Source organism: Rhizobium lentis (assembly GCF_017352135.1).
In the GTDB taxonomy this organism is placed as follows: domain Bacteria; phylum Pseudomonadota; class Alphaproteobacteria; order Rhizobiales; family Rhizobiaceae; genus Rhizobium; species Rhizobium lentis.
Genome location: NZ_CP071454.1, coordinates 4,297,897 through 4,317,917, shown reverse-complemented (window position 1 = coordinate 4,317,917; position 20,021 = coordinate 4,297,897). Strand labels below are relative to the sequence as shown.

The window sequence follows — 20,021 nt, the reverse complement described above, 5'->3', positions numbered from 1 at the left end:
CAGGGCAGAGGGGTGTGGCACGGCACCGCCTATCTGCCAAGGTGCTTCCGGCCGCCCCCATCACCTCTCACTCACCAAGCGCCACGGCAATCTCCGCCGCCAGCCGCGCATTGTTTTCAACAAGCGCAATATTTGTCTTCAGGCTCTGGCCGTCCGTCAGATCGAAGATGGTCGAGAGCAGATAGGGCGTCACCGCCTTGCCGGTCACTTCGTCGCGCTCGGCGCTGTCGAGTGCCCGCTCGATGTAGATTTCCATCTCTTCGCGAGCGATCTCGTCGGCTTCCGGTACCGGATTGGCGACGAGCATGCCGCCGTCGATGCCGAGCTGTACGCGCACAGTCTGGAAATTGGCGATGGCGGCCGGGCTGTTCAGCGAGAGCGGGCTTGGTATGCCTGAGGAGCGCGACCAGAAGGCGGGGAATTCCTCGCTCTCATAGGTGACCACCGGCACACCGCGGGTTTCCAACACTTCCAAGGTTTTCGGAATGTCGAGGATCGCCTTGGCGCCGGCGCAGACGACGATGACGCCGGTGCGGGCCAGTTCCTCGAGATCGGCTGAAATATCGAAGCTTTCCTCGGCGCCGCGGTGCACGCCGCCAATGCCGCCGGTGGCGAAGACGCGAATGCCGGCGCGAGCCGCTGCGATCATCGTCGCCGCGACTGTGGTGGCGCCGGTGCGGCGCTCAGCGATCGCGAAGGCGAGATCGGCGCGCGACACCTTCATCACCTCCGTCGCCTTGGCGAGCTGCTCCAGTTGCGCAGCTTCGAGGCCGATATGCAGCGTGCCGTGGATGACGGCGATCGTCGCCGGCACGGCGCCCTGTTCGCGAATGATCGCCTCGACGCTGCGCGCCATTTCGATATTGCCGGGATAGGGCATGCCGTGGGTAATGATGGTCGATTCCAGCGCTACCAGTGGCGCGCCGCGCTGCTTGGCGCTGGCGACCTCCTTCGAATAGGCGATCGGCAGAAGAGGAGAAATGGGCTTGGTCATGGTCTTGTCCTGTCGTCGATAGAGCATGATGCCGACACCCGTCGGCAGTGTTCGGGCGACATCATGCTCAACTATCTAATGAGCCGCTTCAATGCAGAATTCCGACCGTGGGAACAAGGGCAAGCGCCTCATTCAGCATATCCGGGGTCAGATTTTCGTTGACGGCGTGCCGCGACTGAACGGTGAGCGCTGCCGCCGCCGCGCCGTGGCGGATGGCTTGCTCGAGCGGCAGGCCTGCCATCAGGGCCGCGAGCGTGCCGGCGGCAAGCGAATCGCCGGCGCCGGTGACATCGGCGACGGTGTCGGCGACCGGCGGCTGCAGCGTGACGGCGCGGCCTTCGGAAAACGCCACGAGCTCGTGCCGGCCGCGGGTAACGACGGCGCTCCTGATGCCGATCGCCTTCAGCAGCGGCGGCCAGCCGGCCGCCTCCTGCGGCTGTTGCCCGACAAGGGCGGCGGCCTCAGCCTCATTGAGGAAGAGATAGTCGATGGTCTCGATGCACGGCTTCAGCCTGATGACCTTGGCCGGCGAGATGGCGATGGCCGCGACGGGCTTGGCCAGAGAATGCGCCTTGGCGACGATCGCCGCGATCGTCTCTTCCGGCAGGTTGGCGTCGACGAGAATGAAGTCATGAGCGACGAAGGCCTCGCGCACCCAGCGGATGGAAAGGCGCCGCGGCACGAAAAAGCGGTAGAGATCCATATCGGCAAGGGCGATCACCAGGTTGCCATCCTTCTCGATGATCGCTGTGTAGCTTGGCGTCTTGCGGTCGAGGAAGACGAACGGCCGGTCGTCGATGCCGGCAAAATCGGCGGCTTCGCCGACCATTTCGCCGATGGCGTCGCCGCCGCGCGGCGAGATCATCGTCACGTGAAAACCCAATCTTGCAAGATTGCGCGCCGCGTTGAAACCGCCGCCGCCCGGTTCCTCGAACCATGTGCCGGGATTGCTGGCGCCCGGCGCCGTTTCGCCGGAGATGCGGCCGCGCCGGTCGATATGGGCGCCGCCGAGAACGAGAATCTTTTTCATCAACACACCCGCTCTCATAACGCGCAAAGGGCGAATCGATGCGCTTCGCCCTGCCGCGACAAAGGCGGCAGATATGGCCTAAGCCGTTGCTTTGCATCGATAAAACAAATATAGAACACGGACCGTTTTACCTTTTTCTTTCAATTGTTTGTTCGCCTATTGCGAGAGTGGAACAAATAGGGTACAAACTCGACATTGCTTGAGCGGCTTCAATAACCTAAAGGTGGATCGGATGTCTCAGAATTCATTGCGGCTGGTAGAGGACAAATCGGTGGACAAAAGCAAGGCGCTTGAAGCGGCACTCTCACAGATAGAGCGGTCGTTCGGCAAGGGCTCGATCATGAAACTCGGTTCCAACGAGAACGTTGTCGAGATCGAGACGATTTCGACGGGCTCGCTTGGTCTCGATATCGCGCTTGGCGTTGGCGGCCTGCCGAGGGGCCGTATCATCGAGATCTACGGGCCGGAAAGCTCGGGCAAGACCACGCTTGCACTGCAGACCATTGCAGAATCGCAGAAGAAGGGCGGCATCTGCGCCTTTGTCGATGCGGAACATGCGCTCGATCCGGTCTATGCCCGCAAGCTTGGCGTCGATCTGCAGAACCTTCTGATCTCGCAGCCGGATACCGGCGAGCAAGCGCTTGAGATCACCGATACGCTGGTGCGCTCCGGCGCCGTCGATGTTCTGGTTGTCGATTCGGTCGCCGCGCTGACGCCGCGCGCCGAAATCGAAGGCGAGATGGGTGACAGCCTTCCCGGCCTGCAGGCGCGCCTGATGAGCCAGGCGCTGCGCAAGCTCACCGCCTCGATCTCCAGATCGAACACCATGGTGATCTTCATCAACCAGATCCGCATGAAAATCGGCGTCATGTTTGGTTCGCCGGAGACGACGACGGGCGGCAATGCGTTGAAATTCTATGCCTCCGTGCGCCTCGATATTCGCCGCATCGGCTCGGTCAAGGAGCGTGAAGAGGTGGTCGGCAACCAGACCCGCGTCAAGGTCGTGAAGAACAAGATGGCGCCGCCCTTCAAGCAGGTCGAGTTCGACATCATGTATGGCGAGGGCGTGTCGAAGACAGGCGAACTCGTCGATCTCGGCGTCAAGGCCGGCATCGTCGAGAAGTCGGGTGCCTGGTTCTCCTATAACAGCCAGCGTCTCGGTCAGGGCCGTGAAAACGCCAAGACCTTCCTGCGCGACAATCCGGATCTCGCCCGCGAAATCGAGTTGGCGCTGCGCCAGAATGCCGGTCTGATCGCCGATCGCTTCCTGCAGAACGGCGGACCGGATGCAGACGATGGCGATTCTGCCGCGGAAATGTAAGCTTCACGCCTGAACTTATCGCATAGCTCAGCCGGCCGCATTCCTGATGAGAATGCGGCCGGTTCTGTTTGTCGGCTGGACAGTGGCGGAGGTGAACGTTAAAAGCCGATGGATTTGAATTTACCTGCCTCCGGCAGCATTGAAGGGCATAGAATGAGCGGCGTGAACGATATCCGGTCGACCTTCCTCGACTATTTCAAGAAGAATGGCCACGAAATCGTTCCGTCGAGCCCGCTCGTGCCGCGCAACGATCCGACGTTGATGTTCACCAACGCCGGCATGGTGCAGTTCAAGAATGTCTTCACCGGCCTTGAAAAGCGTCCTTATGCGACTGCGACAACCTCGCAGAAATGCGTGCGCGCCGGCGGTAAGCATAACGATCTCGATAATGTCGGCTATACTGCGCGGCACCTGACCTTCTTCGAAATGCTCGGCAATTTCTCGTTTGGCGATTATTTCAAGGAGAATGCGATCGAGCTTGCCTGGAAGCTCGTGACCGAAGGTTTCGGTTTGCCGAAGCATCGCCTGCTGGTGACCGTCTATTCCGAAGACGAAGAAGCCGCGGCGCTGTGGAAGAAGATCGCCGGCTTCTCCGATGATAAGATCATCCGCATCCCGACGTCCGACAATTTCTGGCAGATGGGCGATACCGGCCCCTGCGGCCCGTGCTCAGAAATCTTCATCGACCAGGGCGAGAACGTCTGGGGCGGTCCTCCCGGCTCCCCGGAAGAGGATGGCGATCGCTTCCTGGAATTCTGGAACCTGGTTTTCATGCAATTCGAGCAGACCGAGCCGGGCGTTCGCAACCCGCTGCCGCGTCCGTCGATCGATACCGGCATGGGCCTCGAGCGCATGGCCTGCATTCTGCAGGGCGTCCAGAGCGTGTTCGACACCGACTTGTTCCGCATGCTGACCGGCACGATCGAAGATGCCGTCGGCGTCAAGGCCGAGGGCAGCGCCAGCCACCGCGTCATCGCCGACCATCTGCGTTCTTCTGCTTTCCTGATCGCCGACGGCGTCCTGCCGTCGAATGAAGGCCGCGGCTATGTGCTGCGCCGTATCATGCGCCGCGCCATGCGTCATGCCCAGCTTCTCGGCGCCAAGGAGCCGCTGATGTACAAGCTGCTGCCGACGCTGGTGCAGGAGATGGGCCGCGCCTATCCGGAGTTGGTGCGCGCCGAAGCGCTGATCTCCGAAACGCTGAAGCTCGAAGAAAACCGCTTCCGCAAGACGCTGGAACGCGGCCTGTCGCTTCTGTCCGACGCGACTGCCGACCTTTCCAAGGGCGACATGCTGGATGGTGAGACCGCCTTCAAGCTCTATGATACCTACGGCTTCCCGCTCGACCTGACGCAGGATGCGCTGCGCGCCCGCGAAATCGGCGTCGATATATCAGGCTTTACCGATGCCATGGAGCGCCAGAAAGCCGAGGCCCGCTCGCATTGGGCCGGCTCCGGCGAGAAGGCAACGGAAACCGTCTGGTTCGAACTCAAGGAAAAGCACGGCGCGACCGAATTCCTGGGCTACGACACGGAAACTGCCGAAGGCGTGGTCCAAGCGATCGTCAGGGATGGCGCTGTCGCGACCGAGACCAAGGCCGGCGAGAAGGTGCAGATCGTCGTCAACCAGACGCCGTTCTATGGAGAATCCGGCGGCCAGATGGGCGATACCGGTGTGATCTCCTCCGATCACGGCAAGATCGAGATATCGGATACGCAAAGGAAGGGCGAAGGGCTCGTCGTCCATTCCGGCACTGTGGTCGAAGGTGTGATCAAGGCTGGTGACGCTGTCGCATTGACGGTCGATCATGCGCGCCGTTCGCGCCTGCGCGCCAACCACTCGGCAACGCACCTCCTGCATGAAGCGCTACGCGAAGTGCTCGGCACCCATGTGGCGCAGAAAGGTTCGCTGGTCGCACCAGAGCGCCTGCGTTTCGACGTTTCGCACCCGAAGCCGATGTCGGCCGAGGAGTTGAAGATCGTCGAGGACATGGCTAACGAGATCGTGCTGCAGAATGCGACCGTCACGACGCGGCTGATGAGCGTCGACGACGCGATCGCGGAAGGGGCGATGGCGCTCTTCGGTGAGAAGTATGGCGATGAAGTGCGTGTCGTTTCCATGGGCACGGGTCTGCACGGTGCCAAGGCCGGCAAGCCTTACTCGACTGAACTGTGCGGCGGCACACATGTGTCGGCCACCGGCCAGATCGGACTGGTGCGCATTCTCGGCGAAAGTGCCGTTGGCGCCGGCGTTCGCCGTCTTGAAGCCGTCACCGGCGAATCTGCGCGTGAATATCTTGCCGAGCAGGACGAGCGCGTGAAGACGCTCGCGGCATCGCTCAAGGTCCAGCCGTCGGAGGTCCTTTCGCGCGTCGAGGCCCTGATCGACGAGCGCCGCAGGCTCGAAAGGGAACTGGCCGATGCCAAGCGCAAGCTCGCCATGGGCGGCGGGCAGGGCGGCTCGGGCGATGCGGTGCGCGAGGTTGCCGGCGTCAAGTTCCTCGGCAAGTCGATATCGGGCGTCGATCCGAAGGATCTGAAGGGGCTTGCCGACGACGGCAAGACCAGCATCGGTTCCGGCATCGTGACGCTTATCGGCGTTTCCGAGGATGGCAAGGCAAGTGCGGTCGTCGCTGTGACGCCCGACCTCGTGGATCGTTTCAGCGCTGTCGATCTGGTGCGAGTCGCTTCTGCCGCACTTGGCGGCAAGGGCGGCGGCGGCCGTCCCGACATGGCGCAGGCCGGCGGCCCTGATGGCGCCAGAGCTGAAGAAGCTCTTGAGGCCGTTGCGTCAGCACTTGCAGGCTGACCATCGGCCTGGCGACGGTCTGACATGAGAGCCGGCTGTGAATCACGGATTTCGCAGCCGGCTTTATTTTTGAGTAGGAATCTCCGACGGTCAGTTTCGCGCCTGCAATGCGAGGCGGCAGGCGAGCCCGGCTAAGACAGCTGCCAGCATATATTGCGGCAACCTCGAATCAGCTGAGCGAGGCCAATCGCGTGCGGATCCGGCTTCCGAGATTAATGACGGCGCCGTTGACGATGAGACCGATGGGTGTTCAGCATGGTTGCAAGCGCCAGAATCTGCATCGTGATCGAGCCGCCTTGATACCGGTATAGGTCAGAAATCCCGCTGCGCGCCTTTGGCTGACGCTGCGCGAGGCGATCAGCAGCATGTCGGGAGCTGGCGTGGCTGTCAGCACCAGCGCCGCGGCGGCAATGTTGAACGATCCGGCATCAATCAGTCCTCTTGGGTTCGAGCCGGAATTCCGGCCTAGGCAGGATTCGCCAAGGTTCAAGTCAGCAGGATTTGTCAAATCGGCTTATGGTTCTCTGCAGTCGATCGATTTGTATGAGGTTCGACATGAATGGTGAAACGGCATGGGCGCTTTATGAAAGCCGTCTGAGACGGGTTTCTGCCTATATTCACGACCACCTCGACGAGGAGCTGGATATGGAGCGCCTGGCCGAGATTGCCTGCCTGTCGAGCTACCACTGGCACAGGATTTACCGGGCGATCTATGGCGAAACGCTGGCGGCCACCGTCAAGCGGCTGCGGTTGCATCGCGCGGCGGGCGAGATCGTCCGCACGGAGCTTGCGGTCAGTGAGATTGCAAAGCGATCCGGTTATCCCAACCTCCAATCGTTCAATCGCATATTCAAGTCGGTCTACGGCATACCGCCGGCCCGCTATCGGAAAGAGGGAAGCCACACTGCCTTCGAACTCTCACCTAACGGGAAGACCAAAGCCATGTTCAACGTTACCATTCGTGAGATCGAACCGACCGAGCTGATCGGCGTTGCCCATACCGGCTCCTACATGCAGATCGGCAAAGCCTTCGAGACACTGTTCGGCACGCTTTACGCCCGCGGCCTTGCCAGGCCCGATATGCGGATGATCGGCGTCTATCTCGACGATCCCGACATCGTGCCCGCGGAAAAGCTGCGTTCGATAGCCTGCGTCACCGGTACGTCGGACCTGCCGGCCGATCCGCCGCTCGAGCGGCGCACGATCGAGGGTGGACCCTATGCCGTGCTGCGCCATAAAGGCCCCTATGCCGACATGTACAAGGCCTACCAGTGGCTCTATTCCGAATGGCTGCCAAAATCGGGACGACAGCTGAAGGACAGCGTCATGTTCGAGGAATATCTCAACAATCCGCGCGACGTGCCGCCGACCGAATTGATGACGGATATTCATATGCCGCTCGCCTGAGAGCGCAGCCGCTTGGCCGCCTGCGACGGTCAGGCGGCCTGCATCGTCTTGCCGGCCTCGTCGTCCAAGGCGTTGGCGCGTTTATAGGCTTCACGCTCACTGACCCGGCCGAAATAATCGATGAAGGCCTGGCGTTTTTCGATGCTGCCGAAACCGAGGCCCCAGCCGATATGGGCACCGACATAGACGTCGGCAGCGGTAAAGCGCTCGCCGGTGACGTAGGTCGACTGGGAGACGGCCATCTCAAGTGTATTCATGACGTCGCCGAAGCCGCCGCAGCCGGCCATGCGCAGGCGTTCTGCCGGAATTTCGAAGCCGAGCGCCTTCATCGTCACGGCCGATTCGAGGGGGCCGGCGGCAAAGAACATCCAGCGATAGTAGCGGGCGCGTTCTTCCAGCCGCGGCGCAAGGCCCCTTTCCGGGAAAGTCTCTGCCAGATAGGCGCAGATCGCTGCGCATTCGGTAACGACGGTGTCGCCGTGGCGGATTGCCGGCACTTTGCCCATCGGGTTGACGCGGAGATATTCCGGCGCCTTCATGGTTTCACCGAAAGTTAGCAGTTCCGTGCGATAGGGCTGGCCGATTTCCTCCAGCATCCAGCGCGCGATGCGGCCGCGCGACATCGGGTTCGTATAGAATACCAGCTCTTCGGTCATGACGTCCTCCGCGTGCTCCCTTGGCTTTTCCATTGCCGTCGCCCGGAATCAATAGTGCGGCGAGACCTTTGTGCAAGGGGCTAAAGCGCCTTGCGGTATTGGATGAAACCCGAGCGCTCGGCGACCCTGTCATAGAGCTGCCGGGCCGCTGCATTCGTTTCTTGCGTCATCCAGTAGAGCCTGCCTGCACCGTTCGCGCGCACGAGGTCGGCGACGGCATCGATCAGTGCCGCGCCGGTACCGAGCCCGCGCTGGCTGTTCTCGACATAGAGATCCTGCAGATAGCAGGCCCACTGCGGCAGCCAGCAGGAGCGGTGAAAGATGGTATGGACGATGCCCACCAGGGCGCCGTCATCGTCGAAGGCGCCGAGCGCATGCATCGGCTCGTCGGGATCGAGAAAGCGGGCTCAAGTTAGATCCGTCGTTTCAGGCGGGATGACCACTTCGTAGAAACGCTGTTAGGCAGCCCATAAGGGTTCCCAGGCGGCACGGTCGGAAGGTTGGAGCGGGCGCACGCTTGCCGTCATTTTCAGCTCTCCCAATAAAAAACGGCGGGAGATCCCCGCCGTTTCAATGCTATTCCAAAAAGGCCAGCTTATGCCATGGCCTTCTGCAGGTTCTGATCGATCTTGTCGAGGAAGGCGGTGGTGGAGAGCCACGGCTGATCGGGGCCGATCAGCAGCGCCAGGTCCTTGGTCATGAAACCGGATTCGACGGTGTCGACGCAGACCTTTTCCAGCGTCGAAGCGAACTTGGCGAGTTCGGCGTTGTCGTCGAGCTTGGCGCGGTGCGCGAGGCCACGGGTCCAGGCGAAGATCGAAGCGATCGAGTTCGTCGAGGTTTCCTGGCCCTTCTGGTGCTGGCGATAGTGGCGGGTGACCGTGCCGTGAGCGGCTTCCGCTTCAACCGTCTTACCATCAGGCGTCAGGAGAACCGAGGTCATCAGGCCGAGCGAGCCGAAGCCCTGGGCAACGGTATCGGACTGGACGTCGCCGTCATAGTTCTTGCAGGCCCAGACATAGCCGCCCGACCACTTCAACGCCGAAGCGACCATATCGTCGATCAGGCGGTGTTCGTAGGTGATGCCGGCTTCCTTGAACTGATCCTTGAACTCGGTCTCGTAGACTTCCTCGAAGATGTCCTTGAAGCGGCCGTCATAGGCCTTGAGGATGGTGTTCTTGGTGGACAGGTAAACCGGCCATTTGCGCATCAGGCCGTACATCATCGAGGCGCGGGCGAATTCGCGGATCGATTCATCGAGATTGTACATGGCCATGGCAACGCCGGCGCCCGGCGCGTTGAAGACTTCCTTTTCGATGACGGTGCCGTCTTCGCCGACAAACTTGATGGTCAGCTTACCCTTGCCGGGGAACTTGAAGTCGGTGGCGCGGTACTGGTCGCCGAAAGCGTGACGGCCGACGACGATCGGCTGCGTCCAGCCCGGAACGAGGCGGGGAACGTTGCGGCAAATGATCGGCTCGCGGAAGATGACGCCGCCGAGGATGTTGCGGATCGTGCCGTTCGGGCTCTTCCACATTTCCTTGAGGTTGAATTCCTTGACGCGGGCTTCATCCGGCGTGATCGTCGCGCACTTGATGCCGACACCGTACTTCTTGATGGCGTTCGCCGCGTCGACTGTGATCTGGTCGTTGGTGGCGTCGCGGTTTTCGACCGAGAGGTCGTAATAGTCGATGTCGAGGTCGAGATACGGATGGATCAGCTTGTCCTTGATGAGCTGCCAGATGATGCGCGTCATTTCATCGCCGTCGAGATCGGCGACGGGATTGGCGACCTTGATCTTCTTCATGTATCTGCCTCGTTAAGCTTGGAAGGGACGTTGTCCCGGCTGGGTGATGTAATCCGGAGCGCTATAGCATTGTGAGCCGGGAACGCAAAGCTGCAACGGGCAGTGACATGACGTTTTTGCCGCCATTGCCAAGTGCTGGAAAATGGCTAACCTCCGCGGCATAAGCCCCCGCGTCCCGGACATTTACAACCATGAAGAAGATCGCCGTTCTGTTCGCCGGCCTCGTTGCCGCCGTGTCTGTTGCACCTGGCCGTTTGCTTGCGAGGTGATCGAGGAGAATGGCAAATCCGTCATCGATGACATCATGGTTCAAGGCGAAGAGGGGCAGGGCCGACCTCGCTCAAGGATACAATGGTCCTGATCGCCAAGGGCCAGTAAGCGCGGAGATCTGATCGGCTTTGGAGAGGATGGTCGTCGGCGGTTTGATTTCCGCTCGAGCGGCAGTATCTATCGATGCTTGATGGCATGAGGGGCTCATGCATTTGTTTTCCGGTTTTCAGTTCCGCGACTGGCTGCTTGCCAACGATCCGGCGCTTTCGCGCCTGCGCATGGGCTTGCGGGTGACCCTGACGATCGTTTTCTCCTTTTTGATCCTTCTCGCCATCCACAGGTTCATCCTGCCATTACCGACCGCGGCCTTCGGCCTCGGCATCGTGCTGTCGATCGAGGGCGGGGTAGCCGTGCGCGACAAGGGCAACAGCCGTCAGCTGGTGACGCGGCTCTTCGGCTGTGTCGCAAGCGTCGCCGTCGTCGCCATCGCGGCGGGGCTTGAGGATCATCGTTTCCTCTCTGATCTCGTCTTCCTGGTGGTAATCGCGCTCGCATCTGCGGGCCGCGTGTTTGGGCCGCGCGGCTTTGCAATCGGCATGTTCGCCTTCACCTCCTATTTCATGGGCGCCTATTTCCGGCCGTCGCTTGCTGAACTGCCTGATGTGGCGATCGGCCCTATTGTGGCGGTGCTCGTCGGCCATCTGGTGCGAGCGGCGCTTCTGCCGGACGATTGGCGGCGCGACCTGCTGCGTTCGCTTGAAAGCGTGCGCGGCCGGATCAACCAGATCCTCTTCAAGCTCGCTGCACTTGCCGGCAGCGCTGAGGTCGGTGAAGCAGACCGGCAGGAACTGCGCCAGCTGGAAGAGCGGTTGAAGGAGGTGGTCCTGATGGCTGAGACCTTCATTCCGCGCCCGCCGGCCGGCGTCTTCGACGGCGCGGCCGACCCCGCTGCCGAATTGGCTATTCGGCTTTTTGATGCGCATCTTGCCGCCGAGAGCGCAATTGTGGTGAGCTTTCAGAGCCTGCCTCCCTTTGCGCTCGTCCATGCCGTGATCGAGGCGGATGCGGCCGAACTAGCGCGATATGAGGCGATGGCCGAGGCCATCAAGGATCAGCCGCAGGGCGAAACCTTGCGGGCGCTTCTCTGGCTCGGTGAGGCGCGGCAGCAGCTGGCGCAAGCGATACACCAGGGGCAGGCCTCCGGCTTTTCCGGCATCAATCCGCTCAATGATGCGGCGCCGTCCCAGGGCATCGATTTTTCGCTTGCCAATCCGCTGCTGCGCTCAGCGCTGCAGATCACGCTCGCCTCGGCGATCGCCATGAGCTTCGGGCTGCTCTTGTCGCGCGAACGCTGGTTCTGGGCGGTGCTTGCCTCCTTCCTCGTCTTCACCAACACCAATTCGCGTGGTGATACGGCGATGAGGGCGCTGTCACGGTCTCTCGGCACCGTGCTCGGAATCGCCTTCGGTCTCGTGCTGGCGACGCTGATTTCAGGCGAGCCTGCTATCGCCATTCCCGTCGTCGCTATCTGCATCTTCCTGGCTTTTTACTTTCTGCAGGTTTCCTATGCGACGATGACCTTCTTCATTTCGATCGTGCTCTGCCTGGTCTATGGCATGACCGGCGTGCTGACGCTCGACCTGTTGAAGCTGCGCATCGGCGAGACGATGATCGGGGCGGCGGCGGGAACGGCGGTCGCCTTCGTCGTCTTCCCCACGCGCACCCGCGGCGCCGTCGATGTGGCGCTGGCGCGTTGGTTTCAGGCGCTGCGCGACCTGCTTGGCGCGGTCGGCGAAGGCAAGAACGGTTTCGAACTGATCGCTCTCTCTCAGAAGATCGATGCGTGCTACCGCGACCTGACGGTCGCGGCCCGGCCGCTCGGCTCGTCCTGGTCGGTGGTGACGCGGCCCGGGCAGATCCGCCAGACACTGGCAATTTTCCTGTCCTGCACCTATTGGACGCGCATCCTGGCGAAGAACTATGAAGCGCCTGCCGTCGACGATGTTCAAAAGCGGCTGATTGCTGCGAACCTGGCGCTGATCGACGAGGCGGCGCCGCGCGGATCGAGCTGCTTTTTCATCGAGCGCAAGGCATCGCGGACGACAGGGCGGCACCTGCCGCTATCGCGCGAAGGCACGAGGCTGGGTCTCGAAATGATCGGTTCAGCGCTGGAAAGGCTCTATCCGCAACCCGACGTCTTGCCGTTTGCGCCGGGCGAGGCTATTGCGCGCTCGAAACAGGGATAAGACCATGGCAGGCACGAACAGCGAGCGTCAACTTCTGGCCGAAGGGCCGGCCATCATTCTGGTCGAGCCGCAGATGGGCGAGAATATCGGCATGGTGGCACGCGCCATGGCGAATTTCGGATTGGCCGAGCTGCGCCTCGTCAACCCGCGCGACGGCTGGCCGAACGAGAAGGCGTTGGCGACCGCCTCCAAGGCCGACCATGTGATTGAGGCGACCAAGGTCTACGATACGCTCGAGCAGGCGATCGCCGATCTCAATTTCGTCTATGCGACGACGGCGCGCGAGCGCGACGGTTTCAAACCGGTGCGTTCGCCTGTCATTGCCGCCGAGACGCTCAGGGCAAAATTCCGCGTGGGCGAGGGTACCGGCATTCTCTTCGGACGCGAGCGCTGGGGGCTGACCAACGAAGAGGTGGCACTTGCCGATGAGATCGTCACCTTTCCCGTCAATCCGGCCTTTGCTTCGCTCAACATCGCCCAGGCGGTGCTGCTCATGTCCTATGAATGGATGAAATCCGGCATGGAGGATCTGGGTGCGGTGCCGTTCCAGGCGATGGGGCAGACGCCATCGACCAAGGAACAGCTCTTCGGCCTCTTCGACCAGCTGGAAGAGGCGCTCGACGCCCGCGGATATTTCCACCCCGCCGGGAAAAAGCCAAAAATGGTCGACAACCTTCGCGCTGTTCTATCTCGCCGGGCCTTCACGGAGCAGGAAATCAGCGTGTTGCGCGGCGTCATCTCTTCCCTCGACCGCTTCTCGCGCAAGAGTCCGCGCGGCGGCAGGTACCCAAAGGCAACGGAAACACCGCCAGATGACAGCGCCGACGCATGAGCTGAAACCCGTCCTTGTCTTCGATTCCGGTATCGGCGGACTGACCGTGCTGCGAGAGGCACGCGTGCTGATGCCGGAGCGCGGTTTTATCTATGTCGCCGACGATGCCGGCTTTCCCTACGGCGGCTGGGAGGAGCAGGCGCTGAAGGAGCGGGTGATCGGCCTCTTCGGCAGGCTGCTTCAGGAGCACGATCCCGAGGTCTGCATCATCGCCTGCAACACTGCCTTTACGCTTGTTGGCGCCGACCTCCGCGCGGCCTTTCCTCACATGACCTTCGTCGGCACCGTGCCGGCGATCAAGCCTGCGGCGGAGCGCACGCGTTCCGGCCTGGTTTCGGTGCTGGCGACGCCGGGCACGGTTAAGCGGGCCTATACGCGCGACCTCATCCAATCATTCGCGCAGCAATGCTACGTGAGGCTTGTCGGCTCGGAAAACCTTGCACGCATGGCCGAAGCCTATATCCGCGGCGATGCCGTCTCCGACGAGGCCGTGCTCGCCGAGATCGACCAGTGCTTCGTGGAGAAGGACGGGCACAAGACCGATATCGTCGTGCTGGCCTGCACGCATTATCCCTTCATGGCCAATCTTTTCCGCCGGCTTGCGCCCTGGCCGGTCGATTGGCTCGATCCGGCCGAAGCGATCGCGCGACGCGCCCGCACATTGGTGCCGCTGGTCGCCGATGCCGTGCATCCCGACAGTTTCGACTTTGCGGTCTTCACCTCAGGCCAGCAGGATTTCGCGACGCGGCGGCTGATGCAGGGGTTTGGGTTGCGAGCGTAGCGCTGAAGAACTGCGCGCGCCGCCGAATTGTGGCGAATATTGTTACTCGCAATCGCGCGGAAGAAGGGCAGAGGCATGTCAATTGTTATCCGAAAGATGCGGGCAAGCGACAGTCAGCTTTGGGCCGAGATGCGTTTCAAGCTCTGGGACAGCCTTTCTGTCGAGGAACACCTTGGCGATATAGGCAGAATGCTCGAAGACAGGAAACGAACCAGCTATCTCGCGCTGCGTCCAGACAATGCGCCCCTTGGTTTTGCCGAGATATGCATACGGGAATACGCCAACGGCTGCACCGCACAGCCCGTCCCTTTTCTCGAAGGCATCTGGATCGATCCCAAACATCGCCGGCAGGGAGTCGGTCGTAAGCTGGTTGAAAAAATGACCGCTGATCTGATCGAGCAAGGATTTCATGAGCTCTGCTCCGATGCAGGCATCAGGAACAGACGCTCTCACTGGGCGCATCAGAATTGGGGTTTTGCTGAAACTCAGCGGGTAATCTTTTTTCGCAAGATTCTTCGATAGGTTAAGACATTATCTCAGATCCCGGAATTGTCCTGTGGGTTGGCGAAATCCGGTCCTGAAAAACAGCGCATTCTTTGATAGACGGGGCGGTGCCGTTTCGGAAGAATGGCGCTTCGTTCATGTGAGTCTCTTCGTCGCGAGGATCAGCATTGCAGGTTGGCATCGATATGGGATTGGCGTCCGGCAGCCCGGCGACGCTCGATATCGAGGAGCTGCTGGCGACGCGTCTGCTCGTGCAGGGCAATTCCGGATCTGGCAAGTCGCATCTGCTTCGCCGTCTGCTTGAACAGTCGGCGCAATGGGTGCAGCAGGTCATTATCGATCCCGAGGGTGATTTCGTCACGCTCAGCGACAGGTTCGGCCACGTCGTCGTCGACGGCGAGAGGACCGAGGCGGAACTCGCGGGCATCGCCAACCGTATCCGCCAGCATCGCGTCTCCTGCGTCCTGACACTCGAAGGTCTCGACATCGAACAGCAGATGCGCGCCGCCGCTGCCTTCCTCAACGGCATGTTCGATGCCGATCGCGAATATTGGTATCCGGTTCTCGTCGTGGTAGACGAGGCGCAGATGTTTGCGCCGTCCGTCGGCGGCGATGTCTCGGAAGATGCGCGCAAGATGTCTCTCGGCGCGATGACCAATCTGATGTGCCGCGGCCGCAAGCGCGGGCTTGCCGGCGTGATCGCGACGCAGCGGCTCGCCAAACTCGCCAAGAATGTCGCGGCCGAAGCCTCGAACTTCCTGATGGGGCGCACCTTCCTCGATATCGACATGGCGCGCGCCGCCGACCTGCTCGGGATGGACCGGCGCCAGGCGGAAATGTTCCGAGACTTGAAGCGTGGCAATTTCGTCGCCCTCGGGCCGGCATTGTCACGCCGGCCGCTGCCGATCCAGATCGGCGCGGTGGAGACTTCGGCGCGCTCTTCCAGCCCAAAGCTGATGCCGTTGCCGGATGCGCCGCAAGATGTGGAAGATCTGATCTTCACGCCCGACCCGGAGGAATTCCAGCGGCCGATCGTGCGTCGCGCGCCACCGGCGCCGCGGCCGACAACCGATATCCTGGCCGAGCTCTCGCGTTCGACGCCGACCGCATCCCCGGCGCCGGTGGAGGCGAGGGCGAGCCAGATCGAGATCTCGCCAGAGGAGCGGGAGGCGCGTCTTGCCGGCGTGCTTGCGGAGATCCTTGACGATCCTGCCTCCGCTTTCCGCACGGATTCCGTGCTCTACCAGGATTTTCTCGTGCGGCTGCGCATGCGCCGCGTGCCGGGACCGCCGATCGCGCTGCCGGATTTCCGCCGGCGCGTGGCGATCTCCCGCTCGGGCGTCGATGCGGCGACAGCCGCAAGTGAGGCGTGGGAGACGGCATTATCGCTGTCGGCAGGCGTCACCGACGACTTGCAGGGCGTCTTCCTGATGCTTGCCAAGGCCGCTGTCTGCGGCGAACCGTGCCCTTCGGACGCGCGCATTGCTCGCGCCTACGGTACCCATTCCGCTCGCCGCGCCCGCCGCCTGCTCGGCTATTTCGAGGAGCAGGGGATAGTCGTCGTGCACACGGATTTCTCCGGCAAGCGCATCGTGGCCTTCCCCGATATGAATTGCCAGACGGCGCCGGGCGACGCGAACGCACCCGATACCGGTGATCAGCCGTTGGCTGCGGAATAGTGATGCTTTCGGGCTTTGGCGCAGTTGACATTTTCATGACGGCCCTCTAAAGACCGCGCCAAGCACCGGGCAGCAATGTCCGGTGTTTCATTTGACATGTCCCGTGGATCGTTTCTGTTCGCGTAACCGGAACATCCTGTCAGGTCTCGGAAGAGGTCAGAGGAGGGCGTGTTTCCTTCGCGCGGTTTGGCAACAAGCCGCCATAAACCTTTGAAAGGAAATACGATGAGCAAGCGCGAATCGTCCAAGTACAAGATTGACCGCCGTATGGGCGAAAACATCTGGGGCCGTCCGAAGTCCCCGGTGAACCGCCGCGAATACGGCCCCGGCCAGCACGGCCAGCGCCGCAAGGGCAAGCTGTCGGACTTCGGTGTACAGTTGCGCGCCAAGCAGAAGCTCAAGGGTTACTACGGTGACCTGCGCGAAAAGCAGTTCCGCGCGATCTTCGCAGAAGCTTCCCGTCGTAAGGGTGACACCTCCGAAAACCTGATCGGTCTGCTGGAATCCCGCCTCGATGCGATCGTTTACCGCGCCAAGTTCGTTCCGACGGTCTTTGCTGCCCGTCAGTTCGTCAACCACGGCCACGTGACGGTCAACGGCGTGCGCGTCAACATCGGTTCCTACCGTTGCAAGGCCGGCGACGTCATCGAAGTGCGCGAGAAGTCGAAGCAGCTCGTGACGGTTCTGGAAGCCGTCAGCCTCGCCGAGCGCGACGTTCCCGACTACATCGAAGTCGATCACAACAAGATGGTCGCCACCTACGGCCGCGTTCCGACGCTGAGCGACGTTCCGTTCCCGGTTGTCATGGAACCGCATCTGGTCGTCGAATTCTATTCGCGCTAAGAAGACCCAGGCGTTTTGCATATGGAAAAGCCGCTCTTTCGGGCGGCTTTTTTGTTATTCGGAGAGAAGCGATGGCGGATTTGCAGGCGACCCTCGATAGTATCTACAGCGATATCCTGCCGCGCATCGGCGAGGGCAGGGTCGCCGACTATATTCCGGAGCTCGCCAAGGTCGATCCGCGGCAGTTCGGCATGGCGATCGTCACTGTCGACGGCAAGGTCTACCGTGTCGGCGATGCCGATATGGCCTTCTCGATCCAGAGCATATCGAAGGTATTCATGCTGACGCTGGCGCTTGGCAAAATCGGCGAGAGCCTGTGGAAGCGCGTCGGGCGCGAACCTTCGGGGTCGGCTTTCAATTCGATCGTCCAGCTCGAGCATGAGAGCGGTATCCCGCGCAATCCTTTCATCAATGCCGGCGCAATCGCCGTCACCGACGTCGTGATGGCCGGCCATGCACCGCGCGAGGCGATCGGCGAGCTGTTGCGTTTTGTGCGCTATCTTGCCGATGATGAGACGATTACCATCGATGACAAGGTGGCGCGGTCGGAAACGCAGACGGGCTATCGCAACTTCGCGCTCGCCAATTTCATGCGCGCCTACCGCAACCTCGACCATCCGGTCGACCATGTGCTCGGTGTCTATTTCCATCAATGTGCGCTGTCGATGAGCTGCGAACAGCTAGCCCGCGCCGGGCTCTTCCTGGCGGCGCGCGGCAGCAATCCGATGACCGGTCATTCGGTTGTTTCGCCAAAGCGGGCGCGGCGCATCAATGCCCTGATGCTGACATGCGGCCATTACGACGGCTCCGGCGACTTTGCCTATCACGTCGGTCTGCCCGGCAAGAGCGGCGTCGGCGGCGGCATTTTCGCGGTGGCCCCTGGCATCGCTTCTATCGCGGTGTGGTCTCCCGGACTGAACAAGGTCGGTAATTCGCAGCTAGGCGCCGTGGCGCTGGAAATGCTGGCGGCGCGAACCGGCTGGTCGGTTTTCGGTGATTGAGGCTGGGTTGGCGAAGGGCTTTCTGCTAAGGCAGACGTAATCTTCGATGGGATGAAGCAATGAATATCGCAGCCAACATCGCCGATGATCTGGAGACGGCCGAAGCCAACGACGGCGTCGGGCCTGCGCTGTTTGCCGATGCGCCTCGTTCGGTCTCTTTCAACAAGCTACGCAAACGGCTGCTCAGGCAGGTGCGCCAGGCTTTCGACGATTTCGACATGCTGAAGGGGCAGAAGCGCTGGCTGGTCGGCCTTTCCGGCGGCAAGGATTCCTACGGTCTGTTGGCGCTGCTGCTCGATCTCAAATGGCGCGGGCTGCTGCCTGCCGAGCTTATCGCCTGCAATCTCGACCAGGGTCAGCCGAATTTTCCGAAGCACGTGCTGCCCGACTATCTGACAAAGATCGGCGTCCGGCACCGGATCGAATATCGCGACACCTATTCGACCGTGAAGGAGAAGGTGCCCGAGGGCGCGACCTACTGCTCGCTCTGTTCGCGGCTGCGGCGCGGCAATCTCTACCGCATCGCGCGGGAGGAGGGCTGCGATGCGCTGGTGCTCGGCCACCACCGTGAGGACATTCTCGAAACCTTCTTCATGAACTTCTTCCACGGTGGGCGCCTCGCCTCGATGCCGGCGAAGCTTCTGAACGACGAGGGTGACCTGATGGTTTTGAGGCCGCTTGCCTATGCCGCCGAAGACGACCTCGCCAAGTTCGCCGCCGCCATGCAGTTTCCGATCATCCCCTGCGATCTCTGCGGCTCGCAGGACGGGCTGCAGCGCAACGCGATGAAGGAGATGCTCGCCGATATCGAGCGGCGCATGCCGGGGCGCAAGGACACGATGCTGCGAGCGCTTTCGCATGTGAACCCCTCGCACCTGCTCGATCCCAAACTCTTCGACTTTTCCAGCCTCGGCGTCACCGATCCTTCATGAAAGGCCGGCTATGCAGGCTGTTCATTGCATGAAGGACAGATTTTCGCATGACTATTTCTGACACGGATATTCTTTTTCTCGGCGAGTGCGTCAGGGAGGCGGCGCGCATCGAAATCATGCCGCGTTTTCGCAATCTCGGCGCTGCCGACGTCGCGGAAAAGACCTCGGCGACCGATCTGGTGACGCAGGCGGATCTGCTCGCGGAACACAGGATCACGGCCGCCCTCAAGGATCGCTTTCCCGCGGCGCTTATCGTCGGGGAGGAAGCCTATGATGCCGACAAATCGGTGGTCCCGGCACTTGCCGATGCGGAGCTTGCCTTCGTCATCGATCCAGTCGACGGCACGTTCAATTTCGCCGCCGGGCTTCCCGTCTTCGGAACGATGCTCGCGGTGACCGTCAGGGGCGAGACCGTCGGCGGCATCATTCACGATCCAGCTCTCGGCGATACGGTGACGGCGATCAAGGGGCAGGCACCTTCCTGACGCGCCAGGACGGGCAATCGAGCAGGCTCAAGGTGGCCGAGCCCGCCACCTTGGACCAGATGGTCGGCGGCATGTCGTGGGGCCATATGGAAGAGCCCGATCGCTCACGCATCTGCGCCAACATGGCAAAGGCGCGGATGACCTTCGCTTTCAATTGCTCGGCCTATGAATATTGGATGGTCGCGTCCGGCAAGCTGCATTTCATCGGTCATTCGAAGCTGATGCCCTGGGATCACCTGGCCGGCGTGCTCGCCCACCAGGAGGCCGGCGGCCATACGGCGAAATTCGACGGGACGCCCTATCGTCCGGGCGAGACGACGGGCGGCATCATCTCCGCGCCCGATAGGGAAAGCTGGCAACTAATCCGACGCGAGATCGTCGGCCACTGATTTAAGGCCATTGCAAAAGGCCTGACCGAAAGGAGT

At 61.6% G+C, this 20,021-nt stretch carries 15 protein-coding genes and 3 pseudogenes; 12 read left to right on the top strand and 6 right to left on the bottom strand.

Going from position 1 to position 20,021, the window contains the following annotated elements; all coding sequences use genetic code 11:
• Nucleotides 1-67: 67 nt before the first annotated feature.
• The gene (locus J0663_RS21140) at nt 68-994 is read right to left on the bottom strand and encodes a pseudouridine-5'-phosphate glycosidase (protein ID WP_207242296.1); all 927 of its coding nucleotides are present in this window, start codon (nt 992-994) and stop codon (nt 68-70) included.
• 88 nt (nt 995-1,082) lie between these two features.
• Nucleotides 1,083-2,027, bottom strand: coding sequence for a carbohydrate kinase family protein (locus tag J0663_RS21135; protein ID WP_207244559.1), 945 nt, complete (start codon nt 2,025-2,027; stop codon nt 1,083-1,085).
• A gap of 229 nt (nt 2,028-2,256) precedes the next feature.
• Between J0663_RS21135 and recA the strand changes: the two genes are divergently transcribed.
• Both recA and alaS read left to right on the top strand, forming a co-directional pair.
• A complete protein-coding gene (gene recA / locus J0663_RS21130) occupies nt 2,257-3,345 on the top strand; it encodes a recombinase RecA (RefSeq protein ID WP_207242295.1) in 1,089 nt (362 codons plus the stop codon).
• A gap of 153 nt (nt 3,346-3,498) precedes the next feature.
• Complete coding sequence (gene alaS / locus J0663_RS21125; protein ID WP_207242294.1) at nt 3,499-6,153, top strand: alanine--tRNA ligase; 2,655 nt, start codon at nt 3,499-3,501, stop codon at nt 6,151-6,153.
• A 90-nt stretch (nt 6,154-6,243) separates the two neighbouring features.
• Here the strand turns inward: alaS and J0663_RS31350 are convergent.
• A pseudogene (locus tag J0663_RS31350) lies at nt 6,244-6,520 on the bottom strand (hypothetical protein).
• A gap of 188 nt (nt 6,521-6,708) precedes the next feature.
• On the opposite strand from J0663_RS31350, the gene J0663_RS21120 reads away from it, so the two are divergent.
• Entirely contained in the window at nt 6,709-7,560 is an 852-nt protein-coding gene (locus tag J0663_RS21120) for an AraC family transcriptional regulator (protein ID WP_207242293.1), read from the top strand.
• A gap of 29 nt (nt 7,561-7,589) precedes the next feature.
• Here J0663_RS21120 and J0663_RS21115 read toward each other — a convergent pair whose 3' ends face one another.
• From J0663_RS21115 to J0663_RS21105, 3 genes and pseudogenes are all read right to left on the bottom strand, one after another.
• Complete coding sequence (locus J0663_RS21115; RefSeq protein WP_207242292.1) at nt 7,590-8,216, bottom strand: glutathione S-transferase family protein; 627 nt, start codon at nt 8,214-8,216, stop codon at nt 7,590-7,592.
• A gap of 80 nt (nt 8,217-8,296) precedes the next feature.
• A pseudogene (locus J0663_RS21110) lies at nt 8,297-8,743 on the bottom strand (GNAT family N-acetyltransferase).
• A 68-nt stretch (nt 8,744-8,811) separates the two neighbouring features.
• Nucleotides 8,812-10,023, bottom strand: a complete 1,212-nt coding sequence (locus J0663_RS21105) for an NADP-dependent isocitrate dehydrogenase (protein WP_207242291.1) — start codon at nt 10,021-10,023, stop codon at nt 8,812-8,814.
• 476 nt (nt 10,024-10,499) lie between these two features.
• Here J0663_RS21105 and J0663_RS21100 point away from each other — a divergent pair, with 476 nt between their 5' ends.
• The 9 genes and pseudogenes from J0663_RS21100 (at nt 10,500) to J0663_RS21060 (ending at nt 19,985) form a co-directional block, all read left to right on the top strand.
• On the top strand, nt 10,500-12,539 hold the full coding sequence (locus J0663_RS21100) for an FUSC family protein (RefSeq protein ID WP_207242290.1): 2,040 nt from the start codon (nt 10,500-10,502) through the stop codon (nt 12,537-12,539).
• 4 nt (nt 12,540-12,543) lie between these two features.
• Nucleotides 12,544-13,371, top strand: a complete 828-nt coding sequence (locus tag J0663_RS21095) for an RNA methyltransferase (RefSeq protein WP_207242289.1) — start codon at nt 12,544-12,546, stop codon at nt 13,369-13,371.
• A complete protein-coding gene (gene murI, locus J0663_RS21090; RefSeq protein ID WP_207242288.1) occupies nt 13,352-14,152 on the top strand; it encodes a glutamate racemase in 801 nt (266 codons plus the stop codon). Before J0663_RS21095 ends, murI begins: the two co-directional genes overlap by 20 nt.
• 75 nt (nt 14,153-14,227) lie before the next feature.
• Complete coding sequence (locus J0663_RS31820; RefSeq protein WP_207242287.1) at nt 14,228-14,674, top strand: GNAT family N-acetyltransferase; 447 nt, start codon at nt 14,228-14,230, stop codon at nt 14,672-14,674.
• 149 nt (nt 14,675-14,823) lie between these two features.
• Nucleotides 14,824-16,335, top strand: coding sequence for a helicase HerA domain-containing protein (locus J0663_RS21080; RefSeq protein WP_207242286.1), 1,512 nt, complete (start codon nt 14,824-14,826; stop codon nt 16,333-16,335).
• A 225-nt stretch (nt 16,336-16,560) separates the two neighbouring features.
• Complete coding sequence (gene rpsD / locus J0663_RS21075; protein ID WP_009994534.1) at nt 16,561-17,178, top strand: 30S ribosomal protein S4; 618 nt, start codon at nt 16,561-16,563, stop codon at nt 17,176-17,178.
• A gap of 71 nt (nt 17,179-17,249) precedes the next feature.
• The gene (locus J0663_RS21070) at nt 17,250-18,179 is read left to right on the top strand and encodes a glutaminase (RefSeq protein WP_207242285.1); all 930 of its coding nucleotides are present in this window, start codon (nt 17,250-17,252) and stop codon (nt 18,177-18,179) included.
• 59 nt (nt 18,180-18,238) lie between these two features.
• Nucleotides 18,239-19,111, top strand: coding sequence for a tRNA 2-thiocytidine(32) synthetase TtcA (ttcA, locus tag J0663_RS21065; protein ID WP_207242284.1), 873 nt, complete (start codon nt 18,239-18,241; stop codon nt 19,109-19,111).
• Between the two features lie 47 nt (nt 19,112-19,158).
• Nucleotides 19,159-19,985 (top strand): annotated as a pseudogene (locus J0663_RS21060) (inositol monophosphatase family protein).
• Nucleotides 19,986-20,021: the final 36 nt, after the last annotated feature.